The sequence below is a fragment of the Paenibacillus typhae genome, assembly GCF_900099765.1.
Taxonomy (GTDB): domain Bacteria; phylum Bacillota; class Bacilli; order Paenibacillales; family Paenibacillaceae; genus Paenibacillus_AQ; species Paenibacillus_AQ typhae.
The window spans coordinates 40,845-62,332 of sequence record NZ_FNDX01000035.1 but is presented as its reverse complement, the minus strand read 5'-3'; the positions used below and the strand labels follow the sequence as shown (position 1 = coordinate 62,332).

Sequence of the window (21,488 nt, the reverse complement as noted above, 5' to 3'; positions counted from 1 at the left end):
CTTTCAATCCATGCCGTTCCCATTACGCCGGAGGATTCTTCACTGCTGTTCCAAGTTCTGCACAGCTTCCTTGGCCTTCGTCTATATGCACGAGACTCGGCACCCTCTTTTTCCCTTTGCAGGGCCTTTTTGACGACGCGGCAGGATTCACTTGATGTTGCGGCCTGGATTGTTGCTCGCCCGCTCTCTGACCGGTACTTTTGTCGATGCGCTTTTACACATAGATTTCGCCATGCGCAAGCATCCTAGCTACAAAGGTGGCTTGGTCCCTCCTTTGGTTGGACTTTCACCAACTAGATAATGCGTGCCTCTGGGCACGCTACAAAGCAAAAAACCCTGCCGGTAGCGGCGGGGTCCCTTCACAAGAATGCAGAATTGCTGCTCTCCTGTACCCTATTCTCTTGAATATACCTGCAGTTCCTGAATGGACCAGTAATTCCCTCCGGCTCCTGTCTGCAGAATCTTGATATAACGCGTCTTTAATTGAGGAAAAGAGATCCGGGTCATACTAAGCTGGCCTTTACCGCTGACCACCCGCTTCCAGTTCTGCGCATCATCTGAAACGTACAGCTCATAGCCGCGAGGATAGTCATAGGAGGACAGAGTATAATCCAGCTCTACCGCCTCAACCGTATGGTCCTTGCCGAGATCAATCTGAAAATATTCCCCTGATGCCTGATGCTTGCCGGTATCCCAGCGTGTGCGCCGGTCTCCGTCTATCGCACCGCCCGGATTGGATACACTGGTACTGATGTTGGAGGAGACCTTCCATTCTGAACGGTCCAGCGGAACCAGACCTGTAGCAGTAATCTGAACTTTGTCCGACAGGAGGAGCGAACCGGCAACTCTTACTGCATAAGTATAAAGCGTGCCCTCCTTCAGCTTGCTGTCGGTATATCCGGTGCTCTGCACATTCGTGGCTATAACCTTCATATCCCCGCCGGAGCCGTCGGCCCGGAGCACCTCATAACTTGCTCCGGGAGCCTCCAGCCAGCTCAGCTTCATGGACAATCCTTTCACTGCCTGCGCTTTGAAACCTTGCGGCGCAGCATCCGCCACCTCGGAAGAAGGCTCCAGAATATATTGGACCGCCTCTCCCGGAGCTAAAGTTTCGGTGAATTCGAGCTCAGGCGCTGCATTTTTTCCGGATACATAAGTGCGTGCCGCCTCATACGTATCCCCATTGCCGAAACGTTCCCCTTCGTATACCGTTTTTTCAGGCATAGTGACCTTAACCGTAACCTTTTGTTCTGTTTCTTCAAAGTTAACGAAATTCACCAGCACCTTATTGGATGTAGCCCCGCTGCCGGCAAGCGGCTCCAGGGTTGAGGTGTCTACAGCCCGGACATAGACCAGCTTGTCGGCCAGCTCAGCCTTATTGGTGATCTGATAGGTTAATGGTGCTCCATGCGTGGCATAGGCAAGACTTAGCCTGCGCATAATGCTTACCCGGGAATCCTCATTTTCTTTGGTGTAATAGATTTCCGTTTTGGCCGGATCATGCTCTTCCAGATTAAAGCCGTATTTAAACAGGCTGAAATTTTTGAAGAAAGCGGCATGCTGCACAAACATATCCGCATAACCAATATGGGCGCGCATGATCCGGTCAAATACTGCTGCCGTAGGCTCGGAAGCCCCGTACTGGTAAGAATCGACATGGGAATCCGAAGTACCGAATTCAGTGGTCAGCATTTTTTTGCTGAGTCCGTCTGCCGCACCGCCGAAGGTTTTGAGATTCTCAGTGAAGCTTCCCCCGTTGCTGAAAATATAGGAGTCCCCGTAGGAATGTCCGTTTGTCAAATCCGTAACCTCTTCCAGCTCGGCCCTCTGCTGCGGATCACGCTCCCAGCCGTCAGGATCGCCGCACTGTTTGACGGTCCCTTTCTGATTGCCGCAGGAATCTGTTCTATACTCAGGCCAGTAGGCCCAGCCCGGTGCAACAGTCTGCAGATGCGGGGAAATGTTCTTGCCCTTCGTATTCAGCCAGTCGGCAATGGCCAGGTTAACGGCTTTGGAACGGTTAAACAGCCCCGGCTCATTATCAACCTCATAATATTGAAAATAAGGGCTGTATTGCTCGAAATAATCTGTCAGCTTCTTCTCTGCATCCGCCGGCAGTGAGCCGTCAGCATTCAGCTTGATATCTCCGGTATGCAGGTAGAGAGCCACCGACTGCATATTGTAATCCTGAAGCACCTTGTAATAATCCGCCATGTTGGAGCAGGAGCGGCCGACGTCGCTGGCACAGCTGGTACGCATAATGTTGCCGCTGTATGCTATACCGAGCCATTTCATAATATAAGGAAGATGGGTAACCGCACCTTCGTCAAAATAAAACTGCTTATTGTTGACCATCGTGCCCGTCAGTGTGTAGCTGCCATGAATCGGTTCTTGAATCGGCTCATTCAGCGATTCCAGACTAAGGGCATCCCAGGTCCACCAGTTGTACTTATCCTCCATACTCGACGAATAGATTCCCCGGGAAGCCTGCAGCTTCAATTCGTTGCTCCCTGCTGTAAGCTGTTCTTTGGGTATATACAGCTCATAGGTTTTGCGGAAACTGTATTTGTTGTCTGTGCCGGCCACACCGGCAATCTGGATGATGCCTGACAGCTGGCTGTTGGAGAAAACACTCATCTGGGGGACGGATTTGTAGGCATCAATGATGCTTACGCGAAATAAGACCCCGTTCTCCGGGATCTTATTCAAATTGTAGGTGATACGCAGCTCAGGATTGGTATCCCCTCTCAGCCCCGAAGGTACGCTCTGAAGATTTGAAGGCGTCTTGCCGGAGGCGGAAGAAACAGTATAGGCGGCTTTGACACCGGCAGAAGCAGCTGCCGCAAATTCTGCGGACGATCCGTCCTGCTTGCCAAGCTGCCACAGCACAGTCCCGTCAGGCAACTGCGGCCCTGCATCACTCGCAGACGACAGCTTGGTCATGTCTACCTCGACCTCGCCCCGTTTCGTGCCGTCCTCTCCGAAGACAGAAACGGACACTAGAAACAAGATGGCTAAAGCTGCGAATTTGAGCAGTAGATGAAGAGGTTTAATGGTTTTTTTCTTCTTATTTCTGGTCCTCATTCCCTTGTCCTCGCTTTCTTCCGGGGGTAGATTACTTAGGAGGAGTCAATGCGCTCGGGGGAATAACTCCCTGCTTCTGACTGGCGCTCTTCCATTGTAAACCAATGCTTGCATTGCCGTGATCCTCATAATATTCGACTTTGATGTCATATGGGGTTCCGGCTTTCAGCAGTATACTTCCCTCCCGGCTGTCGCCGCTCTGCTTCTTCCAGCTGTCGATAATCAGCCTGCCGCCGATCCAGACGCGGACTCCGTCGTCCGAGGAGGATATAAAGGTATATCTTTCGCTGTACAAAGGCTTAATGGTTCCGGTCCAGCGGACGGAAAAAAGATCTTTCTGGATCCCCACAGCCGGCGAATTCTGATGCCAGTTAAAGTCGATCTTACTGTCATTACGGATCAGATCCGCACCGCCGGTCAGGTCAATATTATTGAAATACTGTGCTCTTAATCCTTTGGCCTGAACAGTGGCTGTCTTGTCTACCTTGCTCGCCAGGTTAACAATATAGTCATCCCTTGAAACAATGTATTTATTGTTCATAAAACTGGTTATTTTCTGGTTATTATTATTCTCCGTCAGCATTTTCCCCCATGTCATCGTATATACCCATTTACTTTGGGTTTGAGACAATGTTACAGGGTCTGGAAGCTCTCCGCTTTCGCCGATGCCGATAGGCTTCCCTTGTGCAAGTCTCAGCAGCTTATCATAGTAGGATTGTCTGAAGTCATTATTGTAAATATCTGCAGCCAGAACATCCACCTTGTCGATACCCGGAAAATAAGGATCATATTCATCAGACGATTCATTAGGCGCATTCGGATTCCAGACCCACAGCAAATTATTCAGTCCGTGTGTACGGGTCAAGCGGCTGTACATAATGTCCCAGAGCTTGACGAAGTTATTCTTCTCCCCCCACCAGAACCAGGCCCCGTTCATTTCATGATAAGGCCGCCACAGCACCGGAACTCCGGCTTCCTGCAGCTGCTCCAGATAAACGGCAATTTCATCAATATCAGCAATCAGCTTGTTATATTCTGCAGTACCCGGGGTGACATAGGCATCGAACTTCTCCTGGCTTAACCCCATCTTGACATTCTTCCATTCGTCAGAGGTACCGGGCAGATTCTGATGGAAGGTCATCGCTACGATGCCTCCGCCCTCATGCCAGCTGATCGCACTGTCTACAACCCACTGGCGCTGCTGGGCTATAAGGGATTTCGGCTGATTGCCAATTGCTCCGAGCTCATAACCATGCAGTACGGCGGATTGACCGCTTATAGACTTCAGCTTTTTGTTAAATTCATCAGGGCTCTCCAGATAGTCATGCTGCCCGGAAATCAGCCCGGTACCGCTCAGGTTTGTGAGATAGCTTAGTAAATCTTCCGCTTCCGGGGAAGCATCGGGATTAATCGGGGTAATTTCTGCTGCCGGGCCTACCGGTGTTTGGGTAACAGGAAGACTGCGCACTTCGGACCAGGGCAGCAAAGAAAGGATAAAGATAATGGGCAGGACAGTGGTGTACAGCCGGTACTTGCGGTAAGTGTTCAATGTTATCTCCTTTCTCCAGCCGCATATCCGCACAGGTGCCAAAAAAGGGTCCCCCGCAGGGATTCCTATTCTTGCAGCCGGATGAGGACTATAGCTTAGTAGCCCTGCCGGTAAGCAGGGCCCATAAGGTGGACTGTGAGGATTTAGTATTGTAACAGCTCAACCAGCATCAGTGACGGCGAAGAACTCAGCAGAACACACTCTGTTTCCTGATCAGGAAACGGAAGGCAGGAATAAGGCACTGGCAGGAACAGCCTCCTTGATCTGGCTGGCGCTTTCCCACATCAGTTTGGCCTTTGCATCTCCTTGGTTCTCGTAATATTCCACTTTAATATCATATAATTGTCCGGCCTGCAGGCTGATGCTTCCTACACGTTCGGTTCCGCTCTGCTTCACCCAGCTGTCGATGATCAGATTGCCATCGACCCAGACGCGGATGCCGTCATCTGAAGTGGTATATATGTTGTAGTTTTCACTGTACAGCGGTTTAATTTTTCCGCTCCAGCGTACGGAGAAAAAATCAATCCCAATCGCTGCATCCGGCGTGCCCTGGCGCCAGTTGAAATCAAGCACAACATCGGTACGCACCAGTGCAGGTGCACCGCTAAGTTGAATATTGTTAAAATATTCAGCCTGCAGTCCGTTTACTGCCACCGCTTGTGCAGGTGTGGCTGTTGGTACTGGTGTAGGCGCTGGCGTTGGTGCCGGTGCAGCTGTAGGAGTTGGTGCCGGTGTTGCTGTTGGCGTTGGCGCCGGTGTTGCTGTCGGTGCCGGCGTTGCTGTTGGCGTTGGTGCCGGTGTTGCTGTCGGTGCCGGCGTTGCTGTTACCGCTGCAGCGGATGCCAGCGAAGCTGTAGCTGCTGTATTGTCAGCAGCACTCTTAACAAACAGTGCGCCGGTTGGAACCACTACCTTCGCCTGGCTCGGGCTCTGCCACATCAGGCGGACGCTGGCATCGCCGGCATTCTCATAATATTCTACTTTAATATCGTATAATTGGCCGGCCTGCAGGGCAATGCTGCCTGTACGCTCGGTACCGCTCTGCTTCATCCAGCTGTCGATGACTGCTGTGCCGTTAACCCAGACACGGATGCCGTCGTCCGAGTTGGTGAAGAACTGGTAGGTTTCACTGTAGGCCGGCTTGATCTGACCGGTCCAGCGGATGGAAAAGCCGTCCACCGGGAGTACCGGATCCGGAGCAGCCTGACGCCAGCTGTAATTAATCTGTGCATCATTGCGTACAAGCACCGGAGTACCGGACAGCGTCATATTCTTGAAATACTCACCTTTGAGCCCGTTAACGGCCGGCTCTTGCACTGCGGAATCCGGAGCCAGTCCCGGCTTGACAGCCAGCACCGGCGCTTCAGTTGGTACTGGCGTCGGAACCGGTGTGGCTGTTGGTAGTGGTGTTGGTACTGGTGTTGGCGCAGGTGTTGGTACTGGTGTTGGCGCAGGCGTTGCCGTCGGCACTGGTGTTGCAGCTGCTGCTGCCTGGCTGGATGCCGGATTCTTAACAAACAGTGCGCCGGTTGGAACCACTACCTTCGCCTGGCTCGGGCTCTGCCACATCAGGCGGACGCTGGCATCGCCGGCATTCTCATAATATTCTACTTTAATGTCGTATAATTGGCCGGCCTGCAGGGCAATGCTGCCTGTACGCTCGGTACCGCTCTGCTTCATCCAGCTGTCGATGACTGCTGTGCCGTTAACCCAGACACGGATGCCGTCGTCCGAGTTGGTGAAGAACTGGTAGGTTTCACTGTAGGCCGGCTTGATCTGGCCGGTCCAGCGGATGGAAAAGCCGTCCACCGGGAGTACCGGATCCGGGGCTGCCTGACGCCAGCTGTAATTAATCTGTGCATCATTGCGTACAAGCGCCGGAGTACCGGACAGCGTCATATTCTTGAAATACTCACCTTTGAGCCCGTTAACCGCCGGCTCCTGCACTGAGGAATCCGGAGCCGGTACCGGAATTGCCGTCGGCTTTACTGTCGGCGCTGGCGTAGCTGTTGGCGTCGGCGTTGGCGTCGGTGTCGGCGTCGGCGTTGGTGTCGGCGTTGGTGTCGGCGTTGGTGTCGGCGTTGCTGTCGGTGCGGCCCATACCTTATACTTGTCGCGGGTCAGGGTATAGCTGTCATTCATAAAGTTTTTAATGGTATCATTACTGTTGTTTTCATACAGCATTTTCCCCCAGTTCATCATGAAAACATAGTTTTGCTGGGAGAGCTTCAGCTTGGCAATGCTCGGCATTTCACCGTTTTCACCGATACCAATCGGTTTACCGGCGGCCAGGCTGAGAAGACTGTCATAATATTTGTTCAAAAAGTCATTATTATATATATCTACTGCGAGCACATCCACTTTATCCGCACCCGGATAGGTCAGCTCGTAGGGATCGGAATTGGAATTGGGAGCATTCGGATTCCACACCCACAGCAAATTGTTTAATTGATGAACGTTGACGAAACGGTCATACATGATATTCCACAATTGAGCAAAGTTATTTTTCTTGCCCCACCAGAACCAGCCGCCGTTCATTTCATGATAAGGTCTCCAGAGGATGGGAACCCCTGCGTCCCGTAAACTTTTGAGCGAAACAGCCACTTTATCCAGATCAGCAATCAGGGCATTATACTCCGCTGTTCCAGGTGTTACATACTTGTTAAACTCAGCCTGGCTGATGTTTTTCTGTACATTGCCCCATTCATATTTGGTGCCGGGCAGATTCTGGTGAAAAGTCATTGCTACGATACCGCCCGCTTTATGCCAGTTGGTGGCGCTCCAGACGATGTTTTTACGCTGCGCTGCTACCCCACTCTCCGTCTGTCCGCCGATTGCTCCAAGCTCATAGCCGTGCAATGCGGCATACTGTCCGCTTATCGTCTTCAGCTTGTTGCTGATTTCATCCGGACTTTCGAAATAGTCATGCTGTCCTGTAATGATCCCCTTCCCGGAGATGGCATACATTTTGTCCAGCAGCTTAACCGCCTCTGCTGAAGCGTTGGGATTTACTGGGGCTCCGATCACGGAGGCTGCTTGCACAGATGACGGTGCAAAACCTAAACCTATGGGTACAGCGGACAATAAAACGGCCACGGACAATACGGCAGACAACAGACGAGACTTACGGTAAGCTTTCAACATTCATCTTCCTTTCGGTAGCCAGGCTGCCACTTGGTAGAGGCCCTATAGCTTTGCGTCCCTATCTTTCGAGTAGGTTTGCCTTTGTCGTTTTGGAAGGAAATATCCTTCTTACCGTAAGTATCGACTCTATGAAGTTGTAGGTTTATAGCAAAAATGAATAAATCTTAATAAATAGTTCCAATTACCTGTTTCACACTTTTCACAATTGGTTAAATAGATAAATTAGACCTATGAAATAAACTGATGCAATTCAATGTCTTCCCAGTCCAGTGTAATCCGGATGTTATCCTCTTCCACCAGCTCCGAGCCGCTCTGCACCTCGATAAACTCCACATCTGTCAGTGCCAGGATGGCATGTTTGGTTCCTTCCGGGATGCGGACGACATCGCCTGCCTTTACCTTATGCATCTTCTCATTGATGACGATGCTGGCCTCCCCGCTCACAAAGGTCCAAATTTCACTGCGTTTGTGGTGAAGCTGGTAGCTGATATTTTTACCCTGCTCGATAAAAATCCGTTTCGTCAGCACCTCATTGCCCTCATCATATTTCACATAGTCGATAACCTTGTAATGGCCCCAGCGGCGTTCCTCGTACATCGGTCTTTGCTCATGAGATTTGAGCACTTCCTTGATGCGCGGGCTTTCCGCCTTATGCGTAACAAGAATCCCGTCAGGGCTGGCGGCGATAATCAGATCCTTGGCCCCGATAACGGTAATCGGAATATCCAGCTCATTGATCAGGCAGGTCCGTTCGGAATCAGAGGTTACTACCCCTTTGCCTACCAGATTGCTGCTCATTTCTTCGGTCAGCGTATTCCATGTACCAAGATCCTTCCAGAAGCCGGCATACGGCTGAACGACGATTTTCTCCTCTTTTTCCACCACTTCGTAATCAAAGCTGATGGAAGCCATCAGTTTGTATTGCTTCTGCAGCTCCTCGTAGTTAAGCGGCAGACCCTTGCTCTGCAGTATATCCAGCAGATAACCGAGGCGGAAAGCGAATACGCCGCAGTTCCAAAGTGCTCCCTTGCTGATGAGCCCTTCTGCCTGCACACGGTCAGGCTTTTCCTGGAAGTGGCTTACCTGCAGGTAGCCGCTTGCCCCCGCCGCATCACTGGTAGGAATAATATATCCGTATTTCTCTGAAGCATGTTCAGGCACTACGCCCATCAGCGCCAGGTTCGCGCCGCTCTCCTCCATCGTCTGCTCCAGCCGGACTACCGTATCGAAGAAGGAGGCCTCCACATACGGATCGACAGGCAGAATGGCCACTGTTTCCGCCGGGGAAACGCCGGCGATGGAATACAGGTAAGCCGCTGTCAGCGCAATCGCCGGGAAGGTATCGCGGCGTTCCGGCTCCACGATAATCGGCACATGACTGCCGAGCTGACTCTGGATGGATTCCACCTGGCTGCGGCCTGTAGCGAGGTAGGACGAGCCCGTCATCCCTGCTTCCTCCAGCTGTCTCCAGACCCGCTGTACCATTGATTCCGGTTCACCCGCCGGGCTTTCCAGTACCTTCAGAAATTGCTTGGAGCGAGAATCGTTGGACAATGGCCAGAGTCGTTTACCTGAACCGCCTGATAGAAGTACTAGTTTCATGGGAACCCCTCCTTGGTATATATGACGCGAAAATTTCGGATTGTTATTGGGAGCATTTCACAGGAAAGAAAATCAAAACCTCGGGCTGTTGTTAGGGTCACTCCAAGGAATGTTTGGGCTTCCGGCCGCTGTTGTCTTCGGATTTCCTGATTTGAACCGCTGGCCGCGGTAGAAATCCGAAGACAGCATATGCTTCCGAAGCGAGCTTTCCTGCGGAAAGCTTTCAGGCGGACGCATTCGCTCCTACAGCTCCAAAATTCCTCTCCGATCCTTTTTACAACAGGTAACCTGTTTGCTGTTCACGCAGGGAAGACTCCCTGCTAAAGATCCGGAATTGCCGCTTGGTTGAGCGGCAGCTAAAGATTAAGAGCTAAAGATTAAGAGCTAAAAATTAAGGGCTATAGTTATGTCAGAGTTTTGCACTATGCACGAAAGTGATAAGAGCGTACAAGCCTTCAAAAAAATTTACGAGCTTAAACCGCGCCGGCGACCGGAGAATATCCGCTAAGCCCGCCCATCTGCGGGCGGCCGACGGAATGATACTCAAGGCCGGTACCCTCGATCTGCTCCTTCGAGTAGACGTTACGCCCGTCGATCAGGATCTGGCGGCGCATGGTGCCGGACAGGTGATGCAGATCAATATCCTTGAACTGTGCCCAGTCGGTCAGCAGGCAGACAGCATCACTGCCTTCCGCCGCCTCCTCCGGTACACCGCACCAGCGCAGCTGCGGATGGTCGTACTGTGCGCGGAAGTTGGCAGCGGCGATCGGATCATACAGCTTCACGGTAGCGCCCTCCGCTACCAGAGCCTCCACGATCTCCCGGGCCGGAGCCTCGCGGACATCATCGGTGTTCGGCTTGAAGGCCAGGCCCCAGATGCCGATCACGGCACCGCGCAGGCTGCCAAGCGATTCATGCAGCTTGGAGATAATCATGAACCGCTGGTCCTTGTTCACCTCGACCACCGATTTCAGCAGCTTGAACTCATAGTCCACGTTGCCGGCAATCTGGATCAGGGCATTGGTATCTTTCGGGAAACAGGAGCCTCCGTAGCCGATGCCGGCCTGCAGGAACGAGGAGCCGATTCTCCGGTCCATTCCCATGCCTTCCGCCACCATGGTCACGTCAGCTCCCACCTTTTCACAAATGTTGGCGATCTCGTTGATAAAGGAGATTTTGGTCGCCAGGAATGCATTGGATGCATATTTGATCATTTCCGCGCTGCGGATGTCCGTTACGAAGATGTTTTCCGTGAAGCCCTGATGAAGCTGGCGCATAGTCGGCTCAAGCTGCGGATTGTCAAGACCGATAACGATACGGTCCGGGTGCAGGGTATCGCGGATCGCGGAGCCTTCACGCAGGAATTCTGGAGCGGAGACAATATCGAAGGGGTGATTGGTGCGGGAAGCGATGAGCTTGCGGATTCGTTCATTCGTTCCGACCGGAACCGTGGACTTGGTCATGATGATTTTGTAGCCTTCCATGGCATCGGCAATTTCAGCGGCAGCCCCTTCGATATACTGTAAATCGGCTTCGCCGCCAGGCAATGACGGTGTTCCTACAGCCAGGATCACGATATCGGAGCGGCGTACCGACTCCTTGAGATCCGCTGAAAAGGACAGTCTGCCTTCACGCAGATTCATTTCGATCAATGCCTCAATGCCCGGTTCGTAGATCGGGGATTCCATCCGGTTAAGCTTGTTGATTTTTTCCTCATCCTTATCGACACAAATCACATGGTTTCCATTCAATGTAAAGCACACGCCTGATACAAGACCGACATAGCCGGTACCGATAACTGCCAGCTTCATACAATCATCCTCCTTTTAGGAAATTAACGTAGGCTTGCTCTACATACTGCTTGAACTGCACCATAAACGCCTGTTCATCGAACTTGCGGGCATGCCCCATAATCCGGCCTATATCCCATGCGTAGGACTCCACTTCGTTTATGGCCTTCAGTAAATCGTCAACTTCCTGATGCTGAAAAAATACGCCGTTCACATAAGGCACGATTGTATCCAGCGCCCCTCCGGCCTGGTAAGCAATAACCGGTCTTCCTGCAGCATTCGCCTCCAGCGGCGTGATGCCGAAATCTTCTTCTCCCGGGAAAATAAAAGCCCGGCACTGTGACATAAGCCCCGTTACCTCGGCATCCTCCAGCCGGCCCAGGAAGGACACATTGCCCTTGGCCATGCCTTCCAGACGCTTACGGTCCGGTCCGTCACCGACGATGAACAGCTTCAGCCCGTTGCGGTTAAAAGCTTCCACTGCGAGATCGATCCGCTTGTAGGATACAAGCCGTGAGACGATCAGGTAGTAGTCACCGATTGAATTGGAGCTGGTGAACCGTGCCGTATTAATCGGCGGGAAAATAATATCCGCATCGCGGTGATAATAGTTCTGGATCCGCGTCTTCACAACGGAAGAGTTGGCTACGAACTGGTTAACATTTTTACTCGTCCGCTGATCCCAGGTCTTGAGCCGCTGCATGTAGATCTTCAGCAGTCTTTTGAACAGTCCGGAATTGGTCTGCCGCTCCATGTATGTGTCATAATCCCAGGCAAAGCGCATCGGCGTATGGCAATAGCAGAGATGGAACGTCGATTCGGGCACCTGAATGCTTTTCATAAAAGCACTGCTGGAGCTCAGGACGATATCATATCCGCGAAAATCCAGATCACGGATGGCCATGGGATATAGCGGCAGCACCCCTTTAAAATTGGTCTTCACTCCCGGAATTTTCTGCAGCCAGGAGGCCCTAATGTCCGCGTCTTTGAGGTTGTCGGTCAATCGGCTTCCGTTAAACACGGTTGTGAAGATCGGAGCCTCCGGATACATGTGGTGGAATACCTCCACTACTCTTTCCGCCCCGCCCATTTGGATTAAGTAATCGTGCGCTATCGCAATTTTCATGTGAATCATCCTCAAAGTTTTATGGAGCCGCATCATCAAGCACAATCAGGTTGCCGCCAGCAGTCCTTTGTAGTAATCAACAATGTCCTTGACGGTATTCTCGATGACAAAATGCTCTTTCACCCGTTTCGTTCCATTCTCGGCCATCCGTCTGCGCTCCTCGGGATGTTCCAGCATCCATGTGATGGATTCTGCGAGTATCCCTGCGTCTCCAGGCTGGATCAGCATTCCGGTTACACCCGGTACTACGATCTCTACAGGCCCGCCTTCATTTGAGGCGATGACCGGCAGCCCGGCTGCCATGCCTTCAACAATGACCTGGCCGAACGGCTCAGGTGTAACCGACGTGTGAATCAGCAGATCGGCTTTTTGCATTAATCCCTGTATGTCATCCACATGGCCCAGCAGACTGACATTGGTCAGATCATTCTGCTGAATCGTCCGGATCAATTCCTGTTTGTATTCCTCTTCTCCGAACAGCGCATCGCCGGCCAGCCAGAATTTCACTCTGCTGTCCTGCTTGAAGGCCTTGGCTGCCTCCAGCACGACATGCTGGCCTTTCCAGTGTGCCAGCCGTCCGACCAGCAGCACGTTGAAGTCCTTCTGGTCCCGTCTGCGGGTCCCTTCACTGATCGCCTTGGCGAAGGCGGAGTAGACAACGAGTGTCTTTTTCGTCTGCGGCAGCTCCAGAGCGCTCAGTGTAGAGTGCGAATTGGCGATGACCCCGTTCGGCAGCATGCGCGACATCGTGCGGATCGCCTTGGCGACCACCGGCTTTAAGTAAGGGGCACCGATATGATCCCGGATATGCCAGATCAGCGGTACGCCCGCTTTCTTGGCGGCGACTGCACCGTAGAACGCTGATTTCAGCGAATTGGTATGCACGCAGTCCACCTTCTCCTGCTTCAGCAGGGGAGCCAGCTTGCTGCCGTAGGCCAGCAGCTTGATTGCTGCTGCCGGAGCACCAAGATTGACGGCGTTGCGGCCGCGGCTGCGGATACTCTCATCCAGCGGAATTACGCGGACATCAATGCCCTTTTCGCGCAGCCGTTCAGCAAGAGCACCTTCTTCGGCCAGAATGACCAGCGGCTGCACATTTTCTCCGATATTGGTGAGGATATTGAATAAGGCAACCTCTCCTCCGCTCCACTTGGCGGTGTGATCAATATAGGCTACTTTTAGCATCCTGCGGCCACACCCTTTCCCAAAGTCTGCAGAAATACCGATTCAACCTGATCCCCGACATGCTGCCAGGTGTACTTCTCAAGGACATGGCCGCGGCATTCTTCACGGCTCGGCAGGAGCTTGCGGTTGCTGAGCATATGAATCATACCCTCTGCCATATCGTCGCTGGCTGCACTCTTGAACAGCAGCTCCGGCCGGAAGCCCTGGAGAATTTCCTTGTTGCCGCCTACCGGGGTAGCCATAACCGGAAGTCCGGAGGACAACGCCTCGACGGTAATCAGCCCGAAGCCCTCAAGCGCCTGTGAGGGAACCACGAACATGTCGGCTGCCTGGTAGTAGGAGGCCAGCTCATGGTCGGGAATATATCCGAGCAGCCGGACCTTGTTCCCAAGGCCGTAATCGGCGATTTTTTCTTCAAGCTCGCCGCGCAGCGGCCCTTTGCCGCCGATTAGCAGAATCGCGTTCGGGAAGCGCTCCGACACCTGCTTCCAGGCATCCAGCAGCTGCAGCAGCCCCATGCGGTTCATCAGCCGCCGCACGGTCAGCACGGTGGTTGCCCCTTCGGGCAGATTCAGTGTCCGCCGTACCGCCAGCCGGTTGTTCGCCGGAACAAAGCGTTCGATATTGGCCGCTCCCGGAATCACGACAATCTTGTGCAGCGGCACTCCGTGCAGCTGATGCAGCATGTCGCGGAAGTACTCGCTAAGGACAATAAATTTATCTGCCAGCTTGTAGGCTTTGCGTTCGATGGACTTGGCGATGGTCGTCTTGACCCGGTGCTTGATGCCCTGGCCCTCGATCTTCATCTCTTCATTCCATGGACCGTGGAAGGTCATGATGACCGGAATCCCCCGCTTCTTTGCCTCAATCGCCGGCCCTACCCCATAAGGGGCAAAGTGCGAGTACAAGATGTCGATGCGTCCGCTGCCGCTGCCCATCAGATCTGCCGCTTTGCGCTGGAAGGCATCTCTGCGCTTCCAGATCGTCTCCTTGGGATCGCCCGCATTATGGATGATCAGATCCTTGGGAGTCGGCGGTGTCTCCTGGCTGCAGATCAGCGCATGCACCTGATTGCGTGTGGAGAGCTGCTCGCAGACAGATTTGAAATACGTGTTGAGCCCGCCGGGCTGCAGCGACGGCCAGCTGAGGCCGGTCGTCATAATGTTCAGTCCGTCACTGTACGGCATAGCTTCTCTCCCCCTTCTTCTTCCCTTTCTCCGCCTGGCCCTGCGCGTTATGCCGGGCCAGTCTGCCGGAGCTGGTTAATTCGTAATGCTTGAAGCCGACCATGAATTCATACATCACCCAGAATACGGATACCGCAAATCCGGAAATGCCTTTCTTGAACAGGCCATGCAGGAAGTATTTCTGCAGGAAGCGTGCCGGCGGCCGCAGCAGCAGGTTTCTCAGCTTGAACGGCTTGCCTTTCTCGAATGCCGCCTGTGCCTCAAGGTCGGTGTATTTATTGAAACGGGCCACATGGTCGTTGATGCTGCGGAAGCCCTGATGCCAAAGCACCCCGTTCAGCCGGACCGTCTGTTCCTCCTCAACCTCGGGCATCTCATGCACCAGGGAATTACGGATACCGTACTCCTTGCGGTTGTACAGGCGGACCAGGTACTCCCCTTTGTCCAGCCATTTGCCCAGGAAATCACCGATCCGGTAAAGCGAGAAGGCTACGCCCCGGTCTGTCAGCCCCGGCTTGCGCTGCAGAATATCCTGTGCCAGCTCATCGCTGACCACTTCGTCGGTATCAATCAGGAAGACCCAATCATGGACGGCGCGTTCCACTCCGAATTCCCTTTGTTTGGCATATCCGGGCCACGGGTTGACGTATACCCGGCAGCCGAGGCTTTCAGCCAGCTGCACCGTCCCGTCCTTGCTTCCTCCGTCGATTACGACTACCTCGTCGGCGAAGGGCCGGCAGGACTGAATTGCTTTGGATATGCGAACTTCGTCATCCTGAGCAATGATGACAACCGAAATCGGGTAACTGCCCGGGCTGCCAAGCACGCTTGTTACTGAATCCATGAAGGTTTCCTCCTTTACTTAACTGCTGGATCCGCGGGTTTCTTGCGGATGTAAGAATTCATCGTTGTCTTCATCCATTGGATGTCCTCCCTGCTGATCAGCAGGCGGGGAAGCTTAACTTTCAGGTTGTATCTGATATTAAGAATAATGAACAGGAAGCGCAGGATTGCCGATGACAGCATCGCCACTCCCGCTCCGAACAATCCGAACTTTGGCACCAGCAGGAAGAGCAGCGGGATTACCAGCAGCAGCCCCACCCCCTGCAGGATGGATACAAACTTCGGTTTGCCGAGCGCCATAAAGGTCTGAGCCAGAATCAGGGTGCCTCCGCTGATTGTTACCTCCAGCAGCAGCAGCCGGAATACTGTTAGTGCGGTATTGAAATCCTTGCCGTACAGCAGCGGGATAACAAAAGGGGCTACCAGCATCAGAAACAGTGCGCCGAGCAGGGTGCAGGTGGTGCTGATCCGGAAAGCCTTGAAGGTCAGCGAGATTGCTTCATCTTTCGAAAGCTCGGAGGCTTTCGGGAACAGCACCACAGTAATGGAATTCGAGAAAAAGTTGACCATCCGCGACAGGCTTACCGCCACGGCATACAGCCCCAGGTCGGCCGGCCGCAGCAGGCCGGCGATAATGATCTGGTCAATGTATGTAGAGAACTGGCCGAGCAAGTCATTACCGTAAGAGCCAAGCCCGTAGGTGAACAGTCTTTTGAAATTACGGTAAGTGTTTCTCATCTTTACTTTGTAGGTACGCAGCAGGAGCAGTGTCATCCAGATGAACAGCGGCACTGAAGGACCCAGATAAGCCAGTGCGGTTGTATATGGATTCATACTGCCGGTAAGGATCAGAATGCCGATGACCGCCAGCGTCAGGAGCGGCACCAGATACCTCTGCCAGTTGAAGGTCTTGTAATCCCCCCTGAACTGAAAGGCCGCATTGTTGATCTGTGAGACCACAATTAGCGGGCAGAGGATCATGGACACTTGCGCGAACAGCACAACCTCTGAACTGAAGGAATCTAGCCAATACGGCAGAACGATAATCCCTACTGTCATCGCTATTATCCCGAAGCCCAGGCCGATCAGCAGCGCCACCCGGTACAGCACCCCGGCTTCATCGGGGTTCTTCTTGGCGTTGTAGATCAGCGCCGACGGAATCCCGAAGCTCATACTGAACGCCAGGAACTGCGACCAGCTCACCATCGCCGTCTGTTCCCCGCGGCCGGATGGTCCGAGGTAGCGGGCGGTCAGCACGCCGGTCAGCATATTGACCAGCAGGATCAGCACGCTGACCATCATGGTTTTGACTGCCGCCGAGCTGTTGTTCTTGCTCTTGGTAAACCGTTTGAGCGAGGACCAGACCGTGCTAGTGGGAAGTGATTTGGCGTTCGACTGCTGCATGCGGTGTTCCCTTCTTTCTACTCTCAATAATCTCTTTGGCGCCGAGGCCAAGGCCAATCAGCATCCAGATCAGGTACCCCTTCAGTCCCGGGAAGCCGTTATCGGACAGCAGGCTGACTACCGCTCCTGTCCAGGCTGCCAGTGAAAGTCTGGCGTACGGCTGAAGACTGTCCCTGCTCGTGACCCTTTGGGCAATCTGTTTGATGACGACGCCCAGTGCGCCGAAGAAGAACAAGGCCCCCAGTACTCCGAAGGTGAGCAGCAATGCGATAAACCCGTTATCCATATTGCCGTACTCGCCAAGTTCGCCTCCGTTACCCAGCTTGGTACTCTGTCCTACACTGCCGATCCCCTGGCCGACGGGGTTCGAGGCTACCAGCGGCACCATGTTCTGCCAGAGGGCGAGCCGCTCATTGTAGGAGTGATCCTCCTGTACCGAGGTTAATGTCTCCATCCGTGCGACCAGCCCTTCTGCACCCGGAAGCTTGGGAACGATCCAGAACAGTGCTGCGGCGACAAAGCCGAGCTGGAGCAGCGTCTTCCACTTGCCTTTGGAAGGGGAGGAAGCGATGTAGACCAGCAGCATGACCAGCAGCACCAGCCAGGCCGAGCGGACCAGCGTGGTCAGCAGGCAAATTACGACGAGCAGGACGCCGAGCCAGCGCAGCGTGCCCTGCCATCTCCGCTCCAGAATCATCGGCACCAGGGCGAATACCAGGAAGGTAGCGGCCGGCCCGGGTGAATTCAGCGTGGAGAACACCCGGACTTCCAGCGGATACGGCGTTCCGATGGAGATCATATCGGCATTGCGCATCCAGAAGGCATCCCACGGCGGAACAGTCAGATACTGGATGATGCCGTAGATGGCTACCAGCACTGCAATGTTGGCAAAAGCGTACAGCAGCCGGTCAATATCCTTCGGCGTGAACCGGGTAACCGCAAAGAACGGAATCAGCAGCAGCGGTACGATGTAGTTCGCCAGATCGTACACCGAGCCCACGCCGTTCTTGGCCAGCCCGATCATTGCGCCGTAAGCCAGCGCCACCGAGAACAACAGAATGATCCGGGATGACGACTTGCGGATCCGGTGAATCTCCCGCAGCACCGGGATGGCAAGGGTTGCACCCGTCAGCAGCGGTGCCAGGCTGAGCAGGGATACGGAATGGTACACCCCTTCCGACCAGTCGGCGATCCGCCGCAGCTCCGGGGCCACTGCCCAGATGAGCAGCGTGTAGGCAATCAGCAGCTTGGGCTTCAGCAGTGCCAGCAGGAAGGCCGGAAAGAGCAGCCCTGCCAGAATGGCTCCCTGCATACTGTCGGAGGCACTGAGCTGTGCGCTGGCGAACCCGATGATCAGCGGAAGGCCAAGACATATAGCGCAGATCAGCGCTGTCACCGCGCCGGATTTCATCATGTTCAGGGATGGCAGCGATATACTGCTCTCATTCTGCTCCGTCATCTTCGTTCCCCACCTCCTGCCGGCAACTGTAATTATTCAAGGCTTCTGCCCTTTACCCGGTCTTTCTTGCGCAGCTCCTTGAGCAGCAGAACCAGGAATTGGGCATCGTCTACAAGATATCTCTTCCAGAGCCTTCCCGGCTCCTGGCTTAGCCGCCAGAACCATTCAAGCCCTGTCTTCTGCATAAAGTCCGGCGCCCGCTTCACGGAACCGGAGAGGAAATCGAAGGTTGCGCCGACGCCGATCGAAATCGGAGCCTGGTAAGAGGTGTAATGGCGGTAAATCCATTTCTCCTGCTTCGGCGCGCCCACTCCGACGAATACAATGTCCGGCTGGCTGTCCGTCAGCATCTTGATGATGTGCCGGTTTTCCTCCTCGTTATGCTCAAAGCCGTAGGAGGGAGAATAGCAGCCGACAACATTGATGCCGGGATAAGCCGCTTTTAAATTCATTGTCGCTTTTTCCGGTACACCTTCCGCCGAGCCGAGGAAGAACAGCCGGTACTTCCTTTGCTCGAAGGCGTTGCCCAGACGGCTGAAGAGATCCGAACCGGATACCTTCTGCTTGAGCGGCTTGCCAAGCATCTTTGAAGCCCAGATCAGCGGCATCCCGTCTGCGACGACTGCGCCCGCCTCTGAATAAACGGCCTGGAACTCTTTGTCCTTGCGCAGCTTGATTACATGATCGACATTGCAGGTCAGGATGTAGGACTGGTTCCTTTCCTGAATCGTTTTGTCGATGTAATCAAGCAGGTCCATGAAGTCATAGTTATTAAAGTTAACATCGAACATATTCACTTGATTCATCGTATCACTTCTTTTTGTGGGGAATCGGTTGGCTGTGAAGATCGATACAGGCAGTTCAGGTACCAACAGAACGGAATAATGAATTGGACCGTCGACAGCGTGTTATCTGAAAAGGAATATACTAGAAACGCTGCAATCAGGAGTGCGTAATAAGGTCTGACCCGCGGCGCCAAAGCTCTGTAAACCACAAGAAACACAGCCAGTAAAGAAAGCATTAGCAGGATGGCACCGATGTACCCTCCATCGTAGTAAAACCGGATGTACTCGTTATGCGGAACAACAAACCCGTAATAGAGTGTACCGTCATTGGCTACGGTGGCTGATCCAAGTCCCCGGCCCGCCCAGGGCGACCCGGCTGCCTTGTTCAGGAAAAACTCCCAGGCTTCCGTCCGGCCCGACAGGTCAATCCCCGTCTCGGTAGTCCGCTCAAAGGAGCGTTTTCTGAGGTTATCCAGCTGCAGATAGACAGCTCCGGAGAGTACGATCCCCCCGCCCAGAAGCAGGAACAGGTACTGTGACTTGCCTTTTAGGTACTGGCGCGAGATGTCGTAGAAATAATAGAGAACCATAGGTACGAGTGCCAGCATCGGCCCTCTCGTTCCTGTTCCGACAAGAATCAGAAAGTTCAGACCCAGCAGGGTGTAAAAAAGCCGGATATGCTGCGGGCTGCGCTTGATCTCTATGAAGCAGATCGCCACGCCCATGAACGCGAGCATCGCCAGATGCGGTGCAATATTCGCTCCCTGCAGCCGTACAGCACCTGTAAATTCAATGGACAGAAGGGAATGCATGCCTGCTATCTGCAGCAGTATTCCTATCCCTACACTGATTACGGGCAGACTCGCCAGAATGCGGATCTGCTTGTCAGCGACCTCCTTCTTCCAGTTGATCAGGAGAAACACGAAGGGGAGCGACAGTCCGATAAAAGCTTTTACAGCAATGGATGAGCTCATCTCCGGCAGCCAGATGGAGAAGCCGAAGGTGATAATCACCAGAATGAACATCGCCCACAAGGGGGGACTCAGCTTGAATCTCAGTCCGTTCACCAGAATGCAGGGTACCAGCAGCATCAGGATAACCAGCTTGTAAAGCGAGAGGATTTCGAAGCCGAACATGCTGCCGCTGAACAAAAAGTTGATCGAGACCGCTGTGGTCAGCAGTACGAAATAACTGATAACATCAGGGCGTGAGATGGAGACAGTCAGTAAAATAATCAAGAGTACGGCCGCTACCGCAAATACCGGCTGGTAAATGACCGCGGTCCCCAGAAACAATGCGGACACGAGGTAGAGCATTCCGTATGGTAAAGCGTTTAGTTTGGTGCCCCACTCAAAATTAGTCATTGTCTTCCCTCACCCCGCTGCAGATTCCCTCTTCCGGTTCCAAAACATGTGTAGCGTTCCGCGAATGCTCTCCAGGCGGCATCTGTTCAGGAGCTTTCTGCCCTGGCTTCTGGAAAAGACCGAATCGGCCATGACGTACACGATTTTGGCGGCCGTTGTACCCAGCAGCAGCAGATTGCCCTTCAACCCTTCGCTTTTCATGGCGTTGGAGATGCCCTGGCTGTAATACCTTTTCATAATCCAGTCTTCGGTCAGACGCCCTGCTGCCACGAAATGGTCTACGGCCATCTGCGGATGATACAGGATGGTGTGTCCCTGCTTCTGCAGCTGCCCGAAGAGCCAGGTTTCCTCACCGGAGATGAGGGAATCACCCTTCCTTCCGAGATCCAGCGGGAACAGGCTGATATCGAAGGCCGGCTTGCGCATCGCCATATTGGCTCCGCACGGATGCAGCCGCTTCGGATATTCTCTGACCTTGCCTCCGAGATCCACGATAGTGTAAGGGAGCTCAAACGGCTTGATCAGCCATTCCGGGCGCTTGCTTTCGAAGATCGGGGCCACCTTTCCGCCCATGGCCATGACTTCCGGCCTTTCTTCAAAGGTGCTGATTATGGTTGTAATCCAATTCCGGCAAGGTATCGCATCGTCATCGAGAAAGGCGATGATCTGCGATTTGGAAGCCAGAATTCCTGTATTCCGGGCCGCCGACAATCCCTGTACCGGCTCCAGAAGATAACGGATATCCATTTCTGTACCATGGCTTCCGATGAAGCCCTTGATCGCTGCTGCCGTACCATCCGGTGAATTGTTATCCACCACAATGATTTCAGCCTGATGCAGATTCTCAAGTCCGATCAGCGACTGAAGGGTTTTAACCAGCAGGGCCGACCTGTTATAGGTGCAGATGATAATGGAAACCTTTGGGATGTCTCCGTACTCAGTCATCGGCAATCACCCAATTCCCAT

14 protein-coding genes and 1 riboswitch are annotated in these 21,488 nt (G+C 53.5%); all 14 genes read right to left on the bottom strand.

Annotated features, from left to right (window positions below):
- Positions 1-393: 393 nt before the first annotated feature.
- The 14 genes from BLR64_RS22135 to BLR64_RS22065 all read right to left on the bottom strand — a co-directional run bounded on the left by BLR64_RS22135 (position 394) and on the right by BLR64_RS22065 (position 21,467).
- Entirely contained in the window at positions 394-3,084 is a 2,691-nt protein-coding gene (locus BLR64_RS22135; protein WP_415841245.1) for a discoidin domain-containing protein, read from the bottom strand.
- Positions 3,085-3,115: 31 nt separating this feature from the next.
- Positions 3,116-4,633 carry a glycosyl hydrolase gene (locus BLR64_RS22130; protein ID WP_090717579.1) on the bottom strand — a complete coding sequence of 506 codons (1,518 nt, stop codon included), beginning with the start codon at positions 4,631-4,633 and terminating at the stop codon, positions 3,116-3,118.
- Positions 4,634-4,846: 213 nt separating this feature from the next.
- The gene (locus BLR64_RS30905; RefSeq protein WP_425262172.1) at positions 4,847-7,660 is read right to left on the bottom strand and encodes a PA14 domain-containing protein; all 2,814 of its coding nucleotides are present in this window, start codon (positions 7,658-7,660) and stop codon (positions 4,847-4,849) included.
- A gap of 127 nt (positions 7,661-7,787) precedes the next feature.
- A riboswitch (cyclic di-GMP riboswitch) is annotated at positions 7,788-7,867 on the bottom strand.
- A 138-nt stretch (positions 7,868-8,005) separates the two neighbouring features.
- Complete coding sequence (locus tag BLR64_RS22115) at positions 8,006-9,379, bottom strand: sugar phosphate nucleotidyltransferase (RefSeq protein WP_090717576.1); 1,374 nt, start codon at positions 9,377-9,379, stop codon at positions 8,006-8,008.
- Positions 9,380-9,852: 473 nt separating this feature from the next.
- Positions 9,853-11,190 (bottom strand): UDP-glucose dehydrogenase family protein, encoded by a 1,338-nt coding sequence (locus BLR64_RS22110; protein WP_090717573.1) that lies wholly within the window; start codon positions 11,188-11,190, stop codon positions 9,853-9,855.
- A gap of 4 nt (positions 11,191-11,194) precedes the next feature.
- A complete protein-coding gene (locus tag BLR64_RS22105) occupies positions 11,195-12,295 on the bottom strand; it encodes a glycosyltransferase (protein ID WP_090717570.1) in 1,101 nt (366 codons plus the stop codon).
- A 45-nt stretch (positions 12,296-12,340) separates the two neighbouring features.
- The gene (locus BLR64_RS22100) at positions 12,341-13,480 is read right to left on the bottom strand and encodes a glycosyltransferase family 4 protein (RefSeq protein WP_090717567.1); all 1,140 of its coding nucleotides are present in this window, start codon (positions 13,478-13,480) and stop codon (positions 12,341-12,343) included.
- Positions 13,474-14,667, bottom strand: a complete 1,194-nt coding sequence (locus tag BLR64_RS22095) for a glycosyltransferase family 4 protein (RefSeq protein ID WP_068720666.1) — start codon at positions 14,665-14,667, stop codon at positions 13,474-13,476. Before BLR64_RS22095 ends, BLR64_RS22100 begins: the two co-directional genes overlap by 7 nt.
- Positions 14,654-15,511 carry a glycosyltransferase family 2 protein gene (locus tag BLR64_RS22090; protein WP_090717566.1) on the bottom strand — a complete coding sequence of 286 codons (858 nt, stop codon included), beginning with the start codon at positions 15,509-15,511 and terminating at the stop codon, positions 14,654-14,656. Before BLR64_RS22090 ends, BLR64_RS22095 begins: the two co-directional genes overlap by 14 nt.
- Positions 15,512-15,525: 14 nt before the next feature.
- Complete coding sequence (locus tag BLR64_RS22085) at positions 15,526-16,914, bottom strand: oligosaccharide flippase family protein (protein WP_090717563.1); 1,389 nt, start codon at positions 16,912-16,914, stop codon at positions 15,526-15,528.
- The gene (locus BLR64_RS22080) at positions 16,880-18,328 is read right to left on the bottom strand and encodes an O-antigen ligase family protein (RefSeq protein ID WP_341833397.1); all 1,449 of its coding nucleotides are present in this window, start codon (positions 18,326-18,328) and stop codon (positions 16,880-16,882) included. The genes BLR64_RS22085 and BLR64_RS22080 overlap by 35 nt, the downstream gene beginning before the upstream one ends.
- A 77-nt stretch (positions 18,329-18,405) precedes the next feature.
- Positions 18,406-19,179 (bottom strand): WecB/TagA/CpsF family glycosyltransferase, encoded by a 774-nt coding sequence (locus tag BLR64_RS22075; protein ID WP_068720658.1) that lies wholly within the window; start codon positions 19,177-19,179, stop codon positions 18,406-18,408.
- Complete coding sequence (locus BLR64_RS22070) at positions 19,176-20,522, bottom strand: O-antigen ligase family protein (RefSeq protein ID WP_068720656.1); 1,347 nt, start codon at positions 20,520-20,522, stop codon at positions 19,176-19,178. Before BLR64_RS22070 ends, BLR64_RS22075 begins: the two co-directional genes overlap by 4 nt.
- Before the next feature lie 9 nt (positions 20,523-20,531).
- Positions 20,532-21,467: a glycosyltransferase gene (locus BLR64_RS22065; RefSeq protein ID WP_090717557.1), complete on the bottom strand. Its 936-nt coding sequence runs from the start codon at positions 21,465-21,467 to the stop codon at positions 20,532-20,534.
- Between the last annotated feature and the right edge of the window lie 21 nt (positions 21,468-21,488).